This is a genomic window from Microvirga sp. BF8, from assembly GCF_059888585.1.
On sequence record NZ_CM187619.1, the window covers coordinates 1472359 to 1488848 of the forward strand.

Annotated in this window: 16 protein-coding genes; 9 read left to right on the forward strand and 7 right to left on the reverse strand. The window is 63.2% G+C overall.

Annotated features, from left to right (window positions below; all coding sequences use genetic code 11):
* Positions 1-130: 130 nt before the first annotated feature.
* The 8 genes from ytfQ to mmsB all read left to right on the forward strand — a co-directional run bounded on the left by ytfQ (position 131) and on the right by mmsB (position 9565).
* Positions 131-1093: a galactofuranose ABC transporter, galactofuranose-binding protein YtfQ gene (ytfQ, locus tag AC522E_RS07125; protein WP_500749710.1), complete on the forward strand. Its 963-nt coding sequence runs from the start codon at positions 131-133 to the stop codon at positions 1091-1093.
* A gap of 69 nt (positions 1094-1162) precedes the next feature.
* Entirely contained in the window at positions 1163-2671 is a 1509-nt protein-coding gene (gene ytfR, locus AC522E_RS07130; RefSeq protein ID WP_500749711.1) for a galactofuranose ABC transporter, ATP-binding protein YtfR, read from the forward strand.
* A complete protein-coding gene (gene ytfT, locus AC522E_RS07135) occupies positions 2672-3676 on the forward strand; it encodes a galactofuranose ABC transporter, ATP-binding protein YtfT (protein ID WP_500749712.1) in 1005 nt (334 codons plus the stop codon).
* Positions 3673-4632, forward strand: a complete 960-nt coding sequence (yjfF, locus tag AC522E_RS07140; RefSeq protein WP_500749713.1) for a galactofuranose ABC transporter, permease protein YjfF — start codon at positions 3673-3675, stop codon at positions 4630-4632. Before ytfT ends, yjfF begins: the two co-directional genes overlap by 4 nt.
* A gap of 21 nt (positions 4633-4653) precedes the next feature.
* Positions 4654-5424, forward strand: coding sequence for a FadR/GntR family transcriptional regulator (locus AC522E_RS07145; RefSeq protein ID WP_500749714.1), 771 nt, complete (start codon positions 4654-4656; stop codon positions 5422-5424).
* Between the two features lie 313 nt (positions 5425-5737).
* A complete protein-coding gene (gene chvE / locus AC522E_RS07150) occupies positions 5738-6751 on the forward strand; it encodes a multiple monosaccharide ABC transporter substrate-binding protein (RefSeq protein WP_500750603.1) in 1014 nt (337 codons plus the stop codon).
* A gap of 83 nt (positions 6752-6834) precedes the next feature.
* Positions 6835-8364 (forward strand): multiple monosaccharide ABC transporter ATP-binding protein, encoded by a 1530-nt coding sequence (gene mmsA, locus AC522E_RS07155; protein ID WP_500749715.1) that lies wholly within the window; start codon positions 6835-6837, stop codon positions 8362-8364.
* Position 8365: 1 nt separating this feature from the next.
* Positions 8366-9565 (forward strand): multiple monosaccharide ABC transporter permease, encoded by a 1200-nt coding sequence (gene mmsB / locus AC522E_RS07160; RefSeq protein ID WP_500749716.1) that lies wholly within the window; start codon positions 8366-8368, stop codon positions 9563-9565.
* 358 nt (positions 9566-9923) lie between these two features.
* Here mmsB and AC522E_RS07165 read toward each other — a convergent pair whose 3' ends face one another.
* Positions 9924-11225 (reverse strand): cation:proton antiporter, encoded by a 1302-nt coding sequence (locus AC522E_RS07165; RefSeq protein ID WP_500749717.1) that lies wholly within the window; start codon positions 11223-11225, stop codon positions 9924-9926.
* A 448-nt stretch (positions 11226-11673) separates the two neighbouring features.
* Here AC522E_RS07165 and AC522E_RS07170 point away from each other — a divergent pair, with 448 nt between their 5' ends.
* Complete coding sequence (locus AC522E_RS07170; RefSeq protein WP_500749718.1) at positions 11674-11805, forward strand: hypothetical protein; 132 nt, start codon at positions 11674-11676, stop codon at positions 11803-11805.
* 124 nt (positions 11806-11929) lie between these two features.
* Here the strand turns inward: AC522E_RS07170 and ccoS are convergent, their stop codons facing one another.
* From ccoS to AC522E_RS07200, 6 genes are read right to left on the reverse strand one after another with little or no spacing between them, the layout of a single operon-like run.
* Positions 11930-12103, reverse strand: coding sequence for a cbb3-type cytochrome oxidase assembly protein CcoS (ccoS, locus tag AC522E_RS07175; RefSeq protein WP_500749719.1), 174 nt, complete (start codon positions 12101-12103; stop codon positions 11930-11932).
* Between the two features lie 24 nt (positions 12104-12127).
* Positions 12128-14359 (reverse strand): cation-translocating P-type ATPase, encoded by a 2232-nt coding sequence (locus tag AC522E_RS07180; RefSeq protein WP_500749720.1) that lies wholly within the window; start codon positions 14357-14359, stop codon positions 12128-12130.
* Between the two features lie 37 nt (positions 14360-14396).
* Entirely contained in the window at positions 14397-15203 is an 807-nt protein-coding gene (locus tag AC522E_RS07185) for a DUF2189 domain-containing protein (protein ID WP_500749721.1), read from the reverse strand.
* A gap of 36 nt (positions 15204-15239) precedes the next feature.
* On the reverse strand, positions 15240-15440 hold the full coding sequence (locus AC522E_RS07190) for a hypothetical protein (RefSeq protein ID WP_500749722.1): 201 nt from the start codon (positions 15438-15440) through the stop codon (positions 15240-15242).
* Positions 15437-16318: a cytochrome-c oxidase, cbb3-type subunit III gene (gene ccoP, locus AC522E_RS07195; protein ID WP_500749723.1), complete on the reverse strand. Its 882-nt coding sequence runs from the start codon at positions 16316-16318 to the stop codon at positions 15437-15439. The genes AC522E_RS07190 and ccoP overlap by 4 nt, the downstream gene beginning before the upstream one ends.
* The gene (locus tag AC522E_RS07200; RefSeq protein ID WP_500749724.1) at positions 16309-16479 is read right to left on the reverse strand and encodes a cbb3-type cytochrome c oxidase subunit 3; all 171 of its coding nucleotides are present in this window, start codon (positions 16477-16479) and stop codon (positions 16309-16311) included. Before AC522E_RS07200 ends, ccoP begins: the two co-directional genes overlap by 10 nt.
* Positions 16480-16490: the final 11 nt, after the last annotated feature.

A 16490-nucleotide genomic window follows, 5' to 3' on the forward strand; every position in this document is an offset into this window, starting at 1 on the left:
CTCGGCGAGACTTTTGAGGACGCGACTTTCGTTGAATAGGCTCTCTATTTGATTCATATAATAGTACTAATAGCCAGCTGATAAGGCTGCTAAAGTCGAAGAGCAACGACAATTTTTAGGGAGAAAGCTCATGAAGGCCCGTCATCTTCTGACGACGATTGGCATGGCTGCGCTGATGCTGTCCTCAGGCGCCGCTCTTGCGCAGGGCAAAATGACCGTCGGATTCTCGCAGGTCGGGTCGGAATCCGGCTGGCGTGCGGCCGAGACGAAGGTCTCGAAGATCGAAGCCGAAAAGCGTGGCATCGACCTGAAGATTTCCGATGCGCAGCAGAAGCAGGAAAACCAGATCCGTGCGGTGCGCTCCTTCATCGCCCAGGGCGTCGATGCCATCTTCATCGCGCCGGTCGTGTCGACGGGCTGGGATGCGGTTCTCAAAGAGGCAAAGGATGCCAAGATCCCAGTCGTGCTGCTCGACCGCTCCATCGACACGAAGGACGAGTCGCTCTACCTCACCGCCGTGACCTCCGACACCGTCTACGAAGGCAAGGTGGCCGGCGAATGGCTCGCCAAGGAAACGGGCGGCAAGTGCAACGTGGTGGAACTGCAGGGAACCGTCGGCTCAAGCCCCGCGATCAACCGCAAGAAAGGTTTCGATCAGGTCGTTGCCGCCAATCCCGGCATGAAGATCATCCGCACGCAATCCGGTGACTTCACCCGTACCAAGGGTAAGGAAGTCATGGAAAGCTTCATCAAAGCCGAGGGCGGCGGCAAGAATATCTGCGCAGTCTATGCGCATAACGACGACATGGCGATCGGCGCCATCCAGGCCATTAAGGAAGCCGGCCTGAAGCCCGGCACGGACATCAAGATCGTCTCCATCGACGGCGTTCCGGATATCTTCAAGGCCATGGCCGACGGCGAAGCCAACGTCACGGTCGAGCTGACGCCGAACATGGCGGGCCCGGCCCTCGATGCGCTCATCGCCTTCAAGAAGGGTGGCACGGCGCCGAAAAAGTGGATCCAGACAGAGTCGAAGGTCTTTACGCCCGAGACTGCAAAGGCCGAATACGAGAAGCGCAAGGACCTCTACTGAAACCGTGTATGAGTTGGATCAGCAGGCGGCAATCGCCTGCTGCTTTGCACATGGATCGGCAAGGGTGGGATGCCATTAGTGACGGAACAGCCCCAACTTCTCGAGATCCGAGGTCTCACGAAGGGTTTCCCGGGCGTGCAGGCGCTCGATCATGTCGACTTCACGCTGCATGCGGGGGAGATCCACGGCCTGCTGGGGGAGAACGGGGCCGGAAAGTCCACCCTGATCAAGGTTCTCACCGGCGTGTTCAATCGCGACGCCGGCACCATCCGTCTCGACGGGCAGGGAATCGAGGCGCGCGATCCGGCGGACGCGCTCGCGCTCGGCATCGGGACTGTCTATCAGGAAGTCAATCTTCTCCCCAATCTGTCGGTGGCGGAAAACCTCTTCATCGGCCGCCAGCCGTGTCGCTTCGGGCTGGTGCGCACCGGCGAGATGCGCCGCCTCTCGGAAGAGTTGCTGGCAGGCTACGGCCTCGACATCGACGTCGCCAATCCGCTGGGCACCTATTCGGTAGCGATCCAGCAGATCGTTGCCATCGCCCGTGCGGTGGATCTCTCGGCCAAGGTGCTGATCCTCGACGAGCCGACGGCGAGCCTCGACGCGCATGAGGTCGAAACCCTCTTCAAGATCCTGCGCGATCTCAAGAGCCGGGGCATCGGCATCGTGTTCGTCACGCATTTTCTTGATCAGGTTTATGCGATGTGCGACCGGATCACCGTGTTGCGCAACGGACGTCTCGTGGGCTCCCGCCCCATTGCGGAGCTGCCGCGCATCGACCTCGTCTCCATGATGCTGGGGCGTGAGCTGGCAGCGGAATCGCTGCACCGCGACCAGCGCAGCGCCGTCACGGGTGAGCCGCTCGTCGCGTTCAAGGATTACGGCAAGCGCCGCCTCATGGAGCCGTTCGATCTGGCTGTGCGCCCCGGCGAGGTGGTGGGCCTTGCGGGTCTCCTCGGCTCCGGCCGTACGGAGACGGCCAAACTTGTTTTCGGCATCGAACGCGCCGACAGCGGGCAGGCCTTTGTCGACGGCAGGCCGGTGCGCATCGCCACGCCGCGCGACGCCGCGCGGCTGCGGTTCGGGTTCACGCCGGAGGATCGCAAGACGGAAGGAATCGTGGCGGAACTGTCCGTTCGCGAAAACATCATCCTCGCGCTTCAGGCTCAACGCGGCTGGCTGCGGCTGATCCCGAGACGTAAGCAGGAGGAGATCGCCGACCGCTTCATCAAGCTGCTCGACATCCGCACGCCGGATGCGGAAAAGCCCATCGGCTTTCTCTCCGGCGGCAATCAGCAGAAGGCGCTGCTGGCGCGCTGGCTTGCCACCGAGCCGCGTTTCCTCATCCTGGACGAGCCGACCCGCGGCATCGATGTGGGGGCGCATGCGGAGATCATCCGCCTGATCGAGCGGCTGTGCGAGGACGGACTCGCCCTCCTTGTCATCTCGTCCGAGCTGGAGGAGATCGCCTCTTACAGCGACCGGGTCGTCGTCTTGCGCGACCGGCGGCACGTGCGCGAACTCTCCGGCTCTGAAGTGAGCGCCGACGCCATCATGACAACCATTGCAGGCCATTGAATGAGCGGAATGATCAAGGCCAGTCCTTCCCGCACCCTTCCCAAGGGGCTTCCGCAGGTTGCGGCGCTCCTTCTCGTCTTTCTCGTCAACTGGCTCGTCTTCCGCGACTTCTTCGCCCTGCGCCTGCAGGACGGACGCCTCTTCGGCAGTCTCATCGACGTGCTAAACCGTGGCGCGCCGGTGGCCATCCTGGCCCTAGGGATGACCCTTGTCATCGCGACGCGCGGCATTGATCTTTCCGTCGGCGCCGTCATGGCGATTGCGGGCGCGATGGCCGCAACACTGACGGCACAGGGCTATCCGGTGCCCGCGGCACTCGCCGCTGCCGCCGGTATCGGCCTTGCCTGCGGCTTGTGGAACGGCATTCTCGTCGCTGTACTCGAGATCCAGCCCTTCGTGGCCACCCTGATCCTGATGGTGGCGGGACGCGGCTTCGCGCAGCTGATCACGGAAGGCCAGATCATCACCTTCACCAGCGACAGTTTCGCGGCCGTCGGCAGCGGCTCCTTCCTCATGCTGCCCATGCCAGTGGCGATCGCCATCGTGATGCTCATCATCACGCATTTCGTCGTCCGCTACACGGCCTTGGGACTTTTCATCGAATCCGTCGGCGCCAATGTGCGCTCGAGCGCCTATGCGGGCATCGGCACCAAGGTCGTGACCATCGCGGTCTATATGTGGTGCAGCCTGTGCGCGGCGATCGCGGGCCTGATCGTGACGGCCGATATCCGCGGAGCCGACGCCAACAATGCCGGTCTCTGGCTCGAACTGGATGCGATCCTCGCCGTGGTGATCGGCGGCACGTCCCTTTTCGGAGGACGCTTCAGTCTCGGGCTCGCCATCGTCGGAGCCCTCATCATCCAGGCGATGAATACCGGCATCCTGCTGAGCGGCTATCCGCCGGAATACAACCTCATCGTGAAGGCCATCGTGGTGCTCGGCGTGCTTCTCGCCCAGTCGCCCGTCCTGTCGGCCGTCCGTGCCGTATTGAGGGCAAGAGCATGATCCGGCGTCACCTTCCCGTCCTCATCACGCTCGCCGTCTTCATCGTCGGCTACCTGATCTGCCTTGCGCAATTCCCGAGCTTCGCCTCGACCCGCGTGATCGGCAATCTTCTGACCGATAACGCCTTCCTCGGCATCGTCGCAGTCGGCATGACCTTCGTCATCCTCTCCGGCGGCATCGATCTCTCGGTAGGCTCGGTCATCGCCTTCACGGGCGTGTTCCTCGCCGTCGGCATCGAGAAATACGGGCTCAACCCGTATCTCGCCTTCATTCTTGTCCTGGGCATTGCCTCTCTGTTCGGGGCCACCATGGGCTTCCTGATCCACACCTTTCAGATCCCGGCTTTCATCGTCACATTGGCAGGCATGTTCCTGGCACGGGGCCTGTGCTTCGTTCTGACCACGGATTCGATCCCGATCAACGCGCCCGCCTATGGCCAAATCACGGACATTGCCTTTGCTCTTCCGGGCGGCGGGCGCTTGACCTTCATTGCCATCGTCATGCTGCTGACTTTCGCTGCCGGCATCGTTCTGGCCCATTTCACCCGCTTTGGCGCCAATGTCTACGCGCTCGGCGGCAACCGGACCTCGGCGGAGCTGATGGGCGTTCCCGTGGGGAAGACCACCATCCGCATCTACATGCTGTCGAGTTTCCTGGCGGCCGTGGCCGGAATCGTCTTTTCTTTTTACACCTCCGCGGGCTATTCCCTGGCTGCGACCGGGGTCGAGCTCGACACCATCGCGGCGGTCGTCATCGGTGGGACGCTGCTGACGGGAGGTTATGGAACGATCATCGGCACGCTTGTCGGTGTGCTTATTCAGGGATTGATCCAGACCTACATCACGTTCGAGGGAACCTTAAGTTCCTGGTGGACGAAGATCGCCATCGGCGCCCTGCTGTTCGCCTTCATCGTGCTGCAGCGGGGTCTGTCGGCGGCGTCCCTTCGAGCCCGTTAGAGTTGGAAAAGGAGATTGGTGTTGCTGAACGGTGTCCGGAGGCCTGTAAGAGCGCGATCAGCCCATGATCTCGTCGCCCATGGGATCGGCCAGAACATCATACAGGGCCGCTTTCCCATCGGCAGCACCCTGCCGGGCGATGCGGAGCTGATGGAGCAGTACGGCGTTTCGCGCACGGCCCTGCGCGAAGCCTTGAAAACCCTGGCGGCGAAGGGCCTGATCGAGTCCAAGACGAAGGTCGGCACGAAGGTTCTCGACCACAACAACTGGAACATGTTCGACGCCGACATCCTCGGATGGCATCTGGAGATGGGCGTCGATGCCCGCTTCCTCGGATGGCTGTTCGAGATCCGGCAGATGCTGGAGCCCTTGGCCTGTGCCACCGCCGCCATGCGCCGCACGCCGGAGCAACTCAAGGAAATGCATCGAGCGCTCCAGGCCATGTATCAGTGCGAGACGAGCCGGCAGGGCTTCACCAAAGCGGATCTCGCCTTCCACCAGGCCATCCTGGAGGCCTCCGCCAATCCTTTCCTGCAATCGATCGGCTCCGTGATTGGCGCGGCGCTCGCCACCTCGTTCACGATCAGCTCACCGGTTTCCAGCGACGAGCGCTTCAAAGAGGTGATGCGGCAGCATCAGGCGGTGTTCGACGGCATCGAGCAGCGCAATGCCGTCGCGGCGAGCGGGGCCATGTCGAATCTGATCCTGCAGGCTGCGGAGCGGGTGCAGATCAAGCATGTGGAAAGCTCTCTCGCGACGGTCCAGGTCCATGCCTTCTCAGGTGTCGAGTAGCTGACGCGACGGCTTGGGCCGCCGAGACGTGGAATGTAAAATAGTATTATAGTATGATTTATAGGGCCGGGTGACACGTCTAACACTCGGTTTACAAACGGGAGGCAGGGCTATTCCAAGGGTGGCTCCGCTGTGATGGGTGAGGAGAGGGCGCCGGCCTCTGCCGGCCGCCGCATGCCCACCTGAGTCCAGAGTGAAGAACACTGAAGATGCACCGGGCGCGATGATGTCGATCCGGGCATGGACGAGAGGGAGAACGACCTTGAAGACATTCACGACCACATTGGCGGCCGTGGCTCTTGGAGCCTTCGGCATGCTCGGCGCCGCGCAGGCGCAGGATAAGGGTACGGTCGGCGTGGCCATGCCGACAAAGTCGTCCGCGCGCTGGATCGACGACGGCAACAACATGGTCAAGGTGCTCAAAGAGAAGGGCTACAACGTCGACCTGCAATATGCGGAAGACGACATCCCGAACCAGCTCTCGCAGATCGAGAACATGATCACCAAGGGCTCGAAGGTGCTCGTGATCGCGGCCATCGACGGAACCACGCTTTCCGATGCGCTGCAACAGGCCGCTGACAAGGGCATCAAGGTCATCGCCTATGACCGCTTGATCCGCAACTCCAAGAACGTCGACTACTACGCCACCTTCGACAACTTCCAGGTCGGAGTGCTCCAGGGCGGCTATATCGAGAAGGCGCTGGGACTCAAGGAGGGCAAAGGCCCGTTCAACATCGAGCTGTTCGGCGGCTCGCCCGACGACAACAACGCCTATTTCTTCTACAACGGCGCCATGTCCGTGCTTGACCCCTACATCAAGAGCGGCAAGCTCAAGGTCGTGAGCGGACAGACCGGTATGGACAAGGTCTCAACCCTGCGCTGGGACGGCGCCGTCGCCCAGGCCCGCATGGATAACCTGCTCTCCGCGTTCTATACTGACAAGCGCGTCGACGCGGTTCTCTCGCCCTATGACGGCCTGAGCATCGGCATCATCTCCTCGCTCAAGGGCGTGGGCTACGGCACGCCGCAGCAGCCGATGCCGGTGATCACCGGACAGGATGCGGAAGTCCAATCGATCAAGTCGATTCTTGCCAAGGAGCAGACCTCAACGGTGTTCAAGGACACCCGCGAGCTCGCCAAGGTCGCGGCCAACATGGTCGACGCCGTGCTCTCCAACAAGCAGCCCGAGGTCAATGATACCAAGACCTACGAGAACGGCGTGAAGATAGTGCCGTCCTACCTCTTGAAGCCGGTCAGCGTCGACGCATCGAACTGGAAAGAAGTCCTGATCGGCAGCGGTTATTACAAGGAAGACCAGTTCAAGTAATTGGCTTTTGTGAAGACTGGACCCTGCGCGTCAGCGCGGGGTCCTTGCTCGTTTCTTGAAAGCTCATTGCCCGAGGTCATGCGATGAACGCGATCCTTGAGATGCGGGGGATCACCAAGACGTTTCCTGGCGTGAAGGCGCTGGATAACGTCAACATCACGGTCAAGGCCGGCGAGATTCATGCGCTGGTGGGCGAGAACGGCGCCGGCAAGTCCACGCTGATGAAAGTTCTGAGCGGCGTCTATCCGCATGGCTCCTATAGCGGCGAGGTTCATTACGAAGGCCAGGAGCGCAGGTTCGCCGGCATCTCCGACAGCGAGAAGCTCGGCATCATCATCATCCATCAGGAGCTGGCTCTGGTGCCGCTCCTGTCGATTGCGGAAAACATCTTCCTGGGCAACGAGCTGGCCACATACGGCGTCATCGACTGGTCCATGGCATTCGCACGGACGAAGGAGCTTTTGAAGCTCGTCGGCCTGAACGAATCGCCCAATGAGCTGGTCACCAATCTCGGTGTCGGCAAGCAGCAGCTCGTGGAGATCGCCAAGGCGCTCTCGAAGAAGGTGAAGCTTCTGATCCTCGACGAGCCGACCGCGAGTCTCAACGAGAAGGACAGCGACGCGCTCCTGAACCTGCTGCTCCGGTTCAAGGAGCAGGGCATCTCGTCGATCCTCATTTCGCACAAGCTCAACGAGATCTCGAAGGTCGCCGATTCCATCACGGTGCTTCGCGACGGCGGCACCGTCGAGACGCTCGACTGCCGGACGCAAGAGGTGAGCGAAGACCGCATCATTCGCGGCATGGTGGGCCGCACCATGGAAGACCGCTATCCGACGCGGGAGCCGAGGATCGGCGAGACCATTTTCCAGGTCGAGGACTGGTCGGCCTGTCACCCCCTTCACAGGCATGTGCAGGTGGTCAAGCACGTCAACCTCAACATCCGGCGCGGTGAGATCGTCGGCGTCGCCGGGCTGATGGGGGCAGGGCGGACCGAGTTCGCTATGAGCCTGTTCGGCCGCAGCTACGGCCAGAACATCTCGGGCCGCGTGACCCTTCACGGCAAGGAGATCGATGTCAGCACGGTGGAAAAGGCCGTCGCCAACGGGATCGCCTATGCCACCGAGGACAGGAAGACCTATGGCCTGGTCCTGGCCGAGGATATCCGCAAGAACGTCACGCTCGCCCGTCTCGAGGGCGTGTCGAAGAATTTCGTCATCGACGACATTCAGGAACTGGCGGTCGCCAACGAATACCGCGCCAAGATGCGCATCCGCAGTCCGAGCGTCTTCCAGGAGGCCGTCAACCTCTCCGGCGGCAACCAGCAGAAGGTGGTTTTGAGCAAGTGGCTCTTCTCCGACCCTGAGATCCTGATCCTGGACGAGCCGACCCGCGGCATCGATGTGGGCGCGAAATACGAGATCTATACGATCATCAACAGGCTGGCCGATGCTGGCAAGGGTGTTCTCATGATATCATCGGAGATGCCGGAACTGCTCGGCATGTGCGACCGGATCTACGTCATGAACGAAGGTTCCCTGGTTGCCGAGCTCGATATTGCCGAGGCATCCCAGGAAAAGATCATGCACGCTATCGTAAGGTCGGGGAGACGCTGAGATGGATACCAGAACCGCCGACGAGATCCAGCTTCCTGAGCGCACGACGTCGTGGATGGAATTCGTCAAAACCCATTTCCGCGATTACGGCATGCTACTGTCATTGCTGTCGATCATGCTGTTCTTCCAGGTGGTGACGGACGGCACGCTGCTGCGGCCGCTCAACCTCACAAACCTTGTGCTGCAGAACAGCTACATCGTCATCATGGCGCTCGGCATGCTGCTCGTGATCGTCGCCGGACATATCGACCTTTCGGTTGGCTCCATCGTCGGCTTCGTCGGCGGCTTGGCCGCCATGATGATGGTGCGATGGGGCTTTGATCCGGTCACGACCACCATCGCGTGCCTGATCGTGGGCGGCATGATCGGCGCGGCACAGGGCTACTGGGTGGCATATTTCAAGGTACCGTCCTTCATCGTCACCCTTGCCGGCATGCTTGTCTTCAAAGGCCTGACGCTGGCTCTCCTTGGCGGCATGTCGGTCGGTCCCTTCCCGGTCGGGTTCCAGCGCCTGAGCTCCGGGTTCATTCCTGACGTGTTCGGCGGCCAGGGCTTCAACTACACCGCCTTGTTCCTGGGCGCCGCAAGCGTCGCGGTAATCATCTATTTCAGCTTCCGCGGCCGCGCCAGCCAGCTGAAGCATTCGGTCGAGACGGCGCCCTTCGGCCTGTTCGCCTTCAAGAACACCCTGCTCGCCGTTCTCGTCGTCGGGTTCTGCTATCTCCTCGCGACCTATCGCGGCCTGCCGAACGTCCTTGTCATCATGGCGGTGCTGATCGCGCTCTATGCTTTTGTCACCAATCGCACAACCATCGGCCGGCGCATCTATGCGCTGGGCGGCAACGAGAAGGCGGCCAAGCTCTCGGGCATCAAGACCGAGCGGCTAACCTTCCTTACTTTCGTCAACATGGGCGTGCTGGCGGGCCTCGCCGGCCTGATCTTTGCGGCGCGCCTCAATACGGCGACGCCGAAGGCGGGACTCGGCTTCGAGCTCGACGTGATCGCCGCAGTGTTTATCGGCGGCGCCTCCGCCACCGGCGGCGTCGGCAAGGTGACGGGTGCCGTCATTGGCGCGTTCGTAATGGGCGTGATGAATAACGGGATGTCGATTCTAGGGATTGGCATCGACTACCAACAGGTCATAAAAGGGCTCGTACTGCTCGCGGCCGTGTCCCTCGATGTCTATAACAGGAAGAAGTGATCGAGGCTGGAGCACGTAAGTGCCCGCATGATACCAAAGTGCGACTGCAATGCGAGTATGCCGAACTGCGAGAGGCCGCGCCTTCTCAGTTGGCAATGACTTCCATTGGCACCTCTCGGAGGTAGACCTGACATCTGCTGATGTCGGAGACACCGGACGTTCATAGAGGGTGGTGGACTTCTCAGTTTGAGCCATTGCTGACAATCAGGTGGTTGCTCGCAAAGCCGCGAGCCAAGGGGTCAGCAGGGCACAGCCCGTTCGGGTTCGGCTTTCAACCAGGAGCGCAGGCTTGCATTCAACGTATACGGGTCAGGGATAGACGACGGGGCGCCGACCGAGAGGCGCTGCGCATCGCGGCTCAGGCCGCGTGCCGCAGCCGCATCCTATCGAGGATGGTCATGATAGGGCCGGCGCTGAGGCCGTAGACAATGACGGACAGGAGCACGATGATCCCGGTGATCCGCCACAGGCGCTCGGGATCGGCCGCGTGGCCCTCGTTGACGGCATAGGCGGTGTAGTAGAGCGAGCCGAGCCCCCGGATGCCGAAGAAGCCGAGGGCGAGCCGCACCGGCATTGGTTGGCGAGACCCCGCGAAACCGAGGAGCGTGGCGAGCGGGCGCAGCAGGAAGAGCACCACGAGGGCAAAGGCCAGTTCGGTAAGGTCGAGAGAAGCGATGAGCCCTTCGGCGAGCGCGCCGCCGAACAGGGCGAGGATTAGGATCGATACCAATTGCTCGATCTGTTCCGCCGAGCTGTGAATATCGCGGGTATAGCTGAGGTTCTTCGTCGTGTTGCGGATGGTCGCGGCCGCCGTGAAGACGGCCACGAATCCGTAAGCGTGGATCGCCTCCGCGGCGCCATAGACGAGAAACGCGACCCCGACCGCCGCAAGTCCGTTCTCGGATTGTGAGATGCGGAACCGCTCCGGAATGCGCTGGTTGATCGCCGTGATGGCGCGGCCGACCGCAATGCCGACGGCGACGGCCGCGCCGGTCATCCAAAATAGATCGATCAGAACCCAGTCGGTCAGAAGCCAGCTCCCGAACAGCGCCGGTCGCGGCGTATCCTCCATGAGAAGAAGGCCGAGAGTCACGAAGGGATAGGCGAGCCCGTCGTTCAGACCGGCCTCCGAGGTCAAGGCAAAGCGAACCTCGCCTTCCTCGCCCACGCCGGGCGGGCCAACTTGGACGTTCGAGGCCAGGACCGGATCGGTTGGAGCCAGGATGCCTGCGAGCAACACCGCCTCGGGGAGAGGGAGGTCGAGCATCCACACGCCACAGGAGGCGATCCCCGCGACGGAGAGCGGCATGCCGAGGCCCAGCAGCCTCCATGTGCTCGACCATGCCTTCCAGCCGAAAAACCTGTCGATCTTCAGGCCCGCTCCCATGACGGCGATAACGAGTACGAATTCGAGGAGGATCTCCGTCGCCCCACCGTAGGTCGCGAAGAACCGCCCTGGCGACATGGGGAGGAAGTAAACGTAGCCGAAGGCCACTGCAAGGATGGGCAGGCTCAAAGGCGCTCTCTGGAGCAGGACGGGCAGCCAGACCACGGCCAGGACGATAAAGCCGAGCGTGATAAAGCCGAAGAGGTGAAGCTGCTGCATCATTTGATAGGTCGATCTGGCCAGAGCATCGGGCTGGTAAGAACGTGAAACCACTGGCCGCGTCCAATGTTCACGTGGCAGGGGTGCGTGCGTCGGGATATCTCGGATGGATGCACGCAGGATGGACGATTTCCGCGTCGAGTGTCGGCGCGACGGGAACGTCCCTGAACGGCAGAGAGCCGATCTTAGGCAACTTATGATCTGCCGATCCGCGCAGAGCTGGGTACCGTCCTCGCACAGGCGCATCTCCAAGCCCTCCCGCTCCAGGGGGAACATCAATGACTGCCGGACGGCGGCATCAGATGGACGAGGACGGGACCTGTGGCGGCTCAGGAATTTCCCGTGGGCTTCCAGGAATACTGCGGGTTTGGTAGGCTGCTTCTGCTGCTTCAGGTGTCTTTTCAGATCCGTCGGTGCCAGAGGTATCGCTCAGCTTGAGGGGGCGCTGGAACGGAAGCGGTTTGGAATCCGTTGGGTGTCATTGGGAAAGGATGAGCCGATCGTGCCTCGCTTCGTTGACAAGCCATTCGACTGGGTGGCGATACTCGCCTTGGCTTCGGGTGCTGCAGTGATGGTGCCGAGCCTCGCGGCACTCGGCATGACCCTGGTGGGTGTGACCCGCGCCCTCGTCTGACAGAGGCTGTGCGCCGGGCCCCAGTGCGGAATCCTCAGAAACGGCATCGATGCAATTGGCCCTAGTCCGGTCACTCTCGTGCGCATCGCGCCGGCACCGACTGTGCCCCGGAGACGCGGGGCCATCACCTGTCCTCACGGGCCTGACCTCTATCATCCGGATTTTCTTCAAGGAGGACCCGCTCCGCCGCTCCATCAAGATCTTCGTATTGCCCGCTGCGGAGGGACCACAGGAAGGCGGCCAGGCCGGCCAGTCCCATGCCCAGGGCGATGAGGATCAGCCACCACATGGATCCCATCAAATCCTCCTCAGGGCCTTGGCTTTACGTGGCCTTGCGGGCCGTCGACAGCCTCATGGCATTGGCGACGACGATGATCGAGGACAATGACATCGCGACCGCCGCGACGAGGGGCGTTACATAGCCCAGCACGGCGACAGGCACCGCCAGGGCGTTGTAGCCGACCGCCAAGCCGAAGTTCTGGAGGATCAACCGGCGGGACTGGTGGGAGATCCCAAGGGCGTCGGTGACGGCGGACAGGCTTTCGTTCAGGAACACGAAATCCGCCGCATTGCGGCCGATGTCGGCCGCGGTGGCGGGGGCCATGGACACGGAGGCGGCTGACAGGGCGGGTGCGTCGTTCAGGCCGTCGCCAACCATCAGGACCTTCCGGCCCGCGGCCTGATGCGCCGCTACACGTGCCACCTTTTCCGCCGGCAGCAGTCCCGCCGCGAAGCCACGGATCCCGAGCCTCGACGCCAGGTCCTCGACCACCGGCACCCGGTCGCCCGAGAGGATCTCTACCGCCAGTCCCTGACGTTGCAGGTACTCCACGGTTTCTCGCGCGTCGCGGCGGACGCGGTCCTCCAGCACGAAGGCCGCAAGCAATTCGCCGTTTTGCGCCAGAACCGACACCGACCCGGCTACGGGGGAATCATCCGGAACTGACCATCCCGCCGCCCACTCCGGTCTGCCGAGCCGGTACGTGTCGTCACCGAGCCGACCTTCGAGCCCCAGGCCGGGAACTTCCTCGATCCTGTCGAACGCCGGGACCTGAGACGCACGCTGTGCCGCGGCCTCGGCAATCGCCTGTGCTGCCGGATGGCGCGAGCCCAGGGTTATTCCCGAGGCGATCCGCATCGCTGATGGCGCCACCTCGTCTGCGTTGACCAGGATAGGCCTGCCCAGCGTCAGGGTGCCGGTCTTGTCGAAGGCCACCCCGTCGATCTCCGCCAGACGTTCCAGCGCGGAGCCGTCCTTGACCATGATCCCGCTCTCGAACAGGCGGCGCGCGGCGATGACCTGCACGATGGGTACCGCCAGGCCCAAGGCGCACGGGCAGGTGATGATCAGCACAGCGATGGCGATGGTGGTGGACGCATGCCAGTCCCCGGTGGCGAACAGCCAGCCCATAAAGGACAGCAGGGCCAACGTGTGGACGACGGGCGAGTAGAGCGCCGCGGCGCGGTCGGCGAGCCGCCGGTAGTGGGCCCGTCCGCCCTCGGCTGCCTCCATCATGCGGAGCATCTCCGCCAGGAACGAGTCTTCAGCCCGCGCGGTGGCTCGGACCGTCAGCGGACCGGTGAGGTTCATCACGCCCGCCTGGATGATTTCCCCCGGGGCAGTCCTGCGGGGCATGGTTTCCCCCGAGACGAGGGAGCAATCGAGCTCGGACATGCCCTGATCGACCACCCCGTCGACGGGGATCCGCTCACCCGCGGCGACAAGCACCGCCGCACCAGGCCCGATCTCCGATACCGGGACGTAGAGCGGCCGCCCATCCCGGATGACTGTAGCGCCGGACGGGGCGAGCTGTGCCAGGCCGGCCACGGCGGAGCGCGCCCGCTCGCGCATCACATGGTCGAGCGTGCGGCCGATGAGCAGGAAAAACAGCAGGGAGGTCGCCGCGTCGAAGTACGCATGCGGCGCGTGGTGGAGCGTGTCGTAAAGGCTAAGGGCGAAGGCAAGCGACACGCCGATGGAGATCGGCACGTCCATGTTGGTGCGGCCATGGCGCAGTGCGGACCAAGCCGAGGCATAGAAGATCCGGCCGGAGTAGACGAGGGCGGGGAGAGCGAGAAGAGCCGAGATGAGGTGGAAGACCTGGCGCGTACCGGCGTCGGCGCCCGCCCAGACCGACACGGACAGGAGCATGATGTTCATCGCGCAGAAGCCCGCCACCGCCAGCGCCCGGACGAGGTGCGCCAGTTCGGGATCTTTCGCATCCTGCTCCAGCGAGAACAGATGGGCCTCGTAGCCGATCCCGCGCAGGGCGCCGATCAGGTCGGGCGGCCTGCCGTCGGTGGTGTTCCAGCGGACCGCAACGCGCTTGGTCGACAGGTTGACCCTGGCGGCCTCGACGCCGGGCAGCTTCGCCAGCGTCCGCTCCACCGCGGCGATGCAGGCGGCGCATTTGACGCCGGGTACCGACAGGTCGCTCTGACGCGTGCCGTCGCCGAGGTCGCGGCTGGCCAGCCGGATCTCCTCCAGGGCAGCCCCAGGGTGGCGCGGGCCATCGAAGGCAGGAGGAACGCCGATGGGAGCGCAGCAGGTCATGGCTGTTCGCCATCCGGTCTCTCACGCCCGGGCCACATCACCGCATGGCCCGATAGGCGTGCCACGTGGCATGGCCCAGAAGCGGGAAGATGACGATGAATCCGAGGAAGCCGGTCACGGCGCTGGCCACGAACAGGGCGAGCACGACGGCACCCCAGGCGATCATCGGGGTGAGGTTGTTCCACACCATGGCCATGCTCGTGCCCATGGCCGTCAGGGCGTCCGTGCGCTGGTCGAGCAGCATCGGGATCGAGAACACGCTGATCGCGAACCCGAAGGCCGCGAAGAGCCCGCCGATGAGCGTCCCGACGATGAGCATCGCCCAGCCGACGGGCGTCGTGAGAAGGACGCCGACGACCCCATCAAGGCCCGGGAACGGACGGACGCCAAAGAACAGGGCGTAGATCAGGACCGCAGCCCGATTCCAGAGCAGCATGAGAAGGCAGAGCAGCAGTCCGGTAAAGAAGATCTGCGCCCCGGCCCGCGGCCGCACGAGCAGCATCGTGCTCAGCGTCGGATGCTCTCCGGCCTCCAGGGCGCGGCTCTTCTCGTAGAGGCCGATGGCCAGAATCGGCGCGACGATCATGTAGCCGGCGATGGCGGGGAACAGGATGTAGTCCCGTCCCGATGCGATCAGCGTCCAGGCGAGGAGGAGCGTGATGAGAAAGACTGCAATGCCATAGGCCAGGCTGAGGCCCGGCTGGACCAGAAGGTCGCGCCAGCCAGCCCGCAGCCAGTCGAGCGCGGCCTGCGCCGGCAAATGACGCTGGCGCGCCGGGTTGCGCGTCTCCTCGATCCCGGAGGTCTCGCTCAGCAAGCCGTACGATTTGTCCGCTTCGCTCATCTGTCTTCCCCGAAACCGTGCATCGCTCGATCTTTCTCAGCAGGCGGGCTTCGCCGCCCGATATTCGCCCGCCTGGGAGCCTGCCTCCTTCAGGTGGGCAACGCAGTCGGGCTGGGACGCCACCGCGACGTAGACGAGATGCGCGTTGGCGCCCACCACGACGAGCAGTCCGGCAGCCACCAGGAGCCACGCCAGCACAGGCCATTTGGCCCGCTGTGTCACAGGACCGGCCGTCATCGCCGCTTTTCTCCCAGGGAAGCGACGTACAGGGCCAGGATCTTGATCTCCGCCGGGCTCAACCGCTCGTCCCAAGTCGGCATGTGGCCCTGCCGCCCCCCATGGATCGTGTTGATCAGAGTCTGCAGGTCGCCGCCATAAAGCCAGAACTGATCGGTCAGGTTGGGGGCGCCAACCTCGCGGTTACCCTTGCCGTCCTCGCCGTGGCAGGCCGAGCAGGTGGTGAGGAATATCTCCCGTCCGGCCTTCATCTGCTCGATATTCTGCGCCGTGGAGACCGCCGGGTTGGACAGGGACTGGACATAGGTCGCGACGTTCGCAACCTGGGTGCGGTCCAGAATCGCGTCGCGCCCGAAGGCCGGCATCTGCGCGACGCGGGAGTTCTGATGGGGGGAGTTGATGCCGATCCGCATGGTTTCGGCGATCTTCTCCGGTCCCCCGCCCCAGAGCCAGTCCTCATCGGTCAGGTCCGGATAGTTGGCGCGGCCCCGGCCGTCGGCCCCGTGGCAGGCGGCGCAATTGTCGCCGAAGAGTTGGTGGCCGGTCGTCCGGACGACCTTCATCAGGTCCTCGTTGGCCAGGATGTCCTCGTAGCTCGACGTTTCGATGGCCTTCATCCAGGACGCCCGCTGGGCTTGGGCGGCGGTGATGTCCTGCTCCACGATCTCGCGCTGGTTGGTGTTCAGCAGACCCCTGGTATAGGTCGTGATCAGCGGCCAAGTCGGCATCAGGACCCACCAGAGCAGCGCCCACAGGTGCGTGACGATGATGAACATCAGCACGCCGCGCGGCACCGGTGTGTCGAGCTCCTTGATGCCGTTCCACTCGTGTCCCGTGGTCCTGCGACCGCTGACGGGATCAACCTCCTCTACCGCCATGGCTTATCGTCCTCATCGAGAATGCTCTGCTTGGCGTCGTGGAACCGTTTTCGGTTCGCCGGCCAGAACGCATAGATCACCACGCAGATGCTGAAAGCGATCAGGTAGAACAGCCCCCAGCTCTTGGCGAAGCCGACGAGGGTGTCGTGGTCGATGTCCATCTGCCGTCCTC

Excerpts from the sequence above, each read along its gene's own strand:
- ytfQ (WP_500749710.1), top strand. The coding sequence starts at position 131 with ATGAAGGCCCGTCATCTTCTGACGACGATTGGCATGGCTGCGCTGATG.
- ytfR (WP_500749711.1), top strand. The coding sequence starts at position 1,163 with ATGCCATTAGTGACGGAACAGCCCCAACTTCTCGAGATCCGAGGTCTC.
- ytfT (WP_500749712.1), top strand. The coding sequence starts at position 2,672 with ATGAGCGGAATGATCAAGGCCAGTCCTTCCCGCACCCTTCCCAAGGGG.
- yjfF (WP_500749713.1), top strand. The coding sequence starts at position 3,673 with ATGATCCGGCGTCACCTTCCCGTCCTCATCACGCTCGCCGTCTTCATC.
- chvE (WP_500750603.1), top strand. The coding sequence starts at position 5,738 with ATGCTCGGCGCCGCGCAGGCGCAGGATAAGGGTACGGTCGGCGTGGCC.
- mmsA (WP_500749715.1), top strand. The coding sequence starts at position 6,835 with ATGAACGCGATCCTTGAGATGCGGGGGATCACCAAGACGTTTCCTGGC.
- mmsB (WP_500749716.1), top strand. The coding sequence starts at position 8,366 with ATGGATACCAGAACCGCCGACGAGATCCAGCTTCCTGAGCGCACGACG.
- ccoS (WP_500749719.1), bottom strand. The coding sequence starts at position 12,103 with ATGGGATCCATGTGGTGGCTGATCCTCATCGCCCTGGGCATGGGACTG.
- AC522E_RS07180 (WP_500749720.1), bottom strand. The coding sequence starts at position 14,359 with ATGACCTGCTGCGCTCCCATCGGCGTTCCTCCTGCCTTCGATGGCCCG.
- AC522E_RS07185 (WP_500749721.1), bottom strand. The coding sequence starts at position 15,203 with ATGAGCGAAGCGGACAAATCGTACGGCTTGCTGAGCGAGACCTCCGGG.
- AC522E_RS07190 (WP_500749722.1), bottom strand. The coding sequence starts at position 15,440 with ATGACGGCCGGTCCTGTGACACAGCGGGCCAAATGGCCTGTGCTGGCG.
- ccoP (WP_500749723.1), bottom strand. The coding sequence starts at position 16,318 with ATGGCGGTAGAGGAGGTTGATCCCGTCAGCGGTCGCAGGACCACGGGA.
- AC522E_RS07200 (WP_500749724.1), bottom strand. The coding sequence starts at position 16,479 with ATGGACATCGACCACGACACCCTCGTCGGCTTCGCCAAGAGCTGGGGG.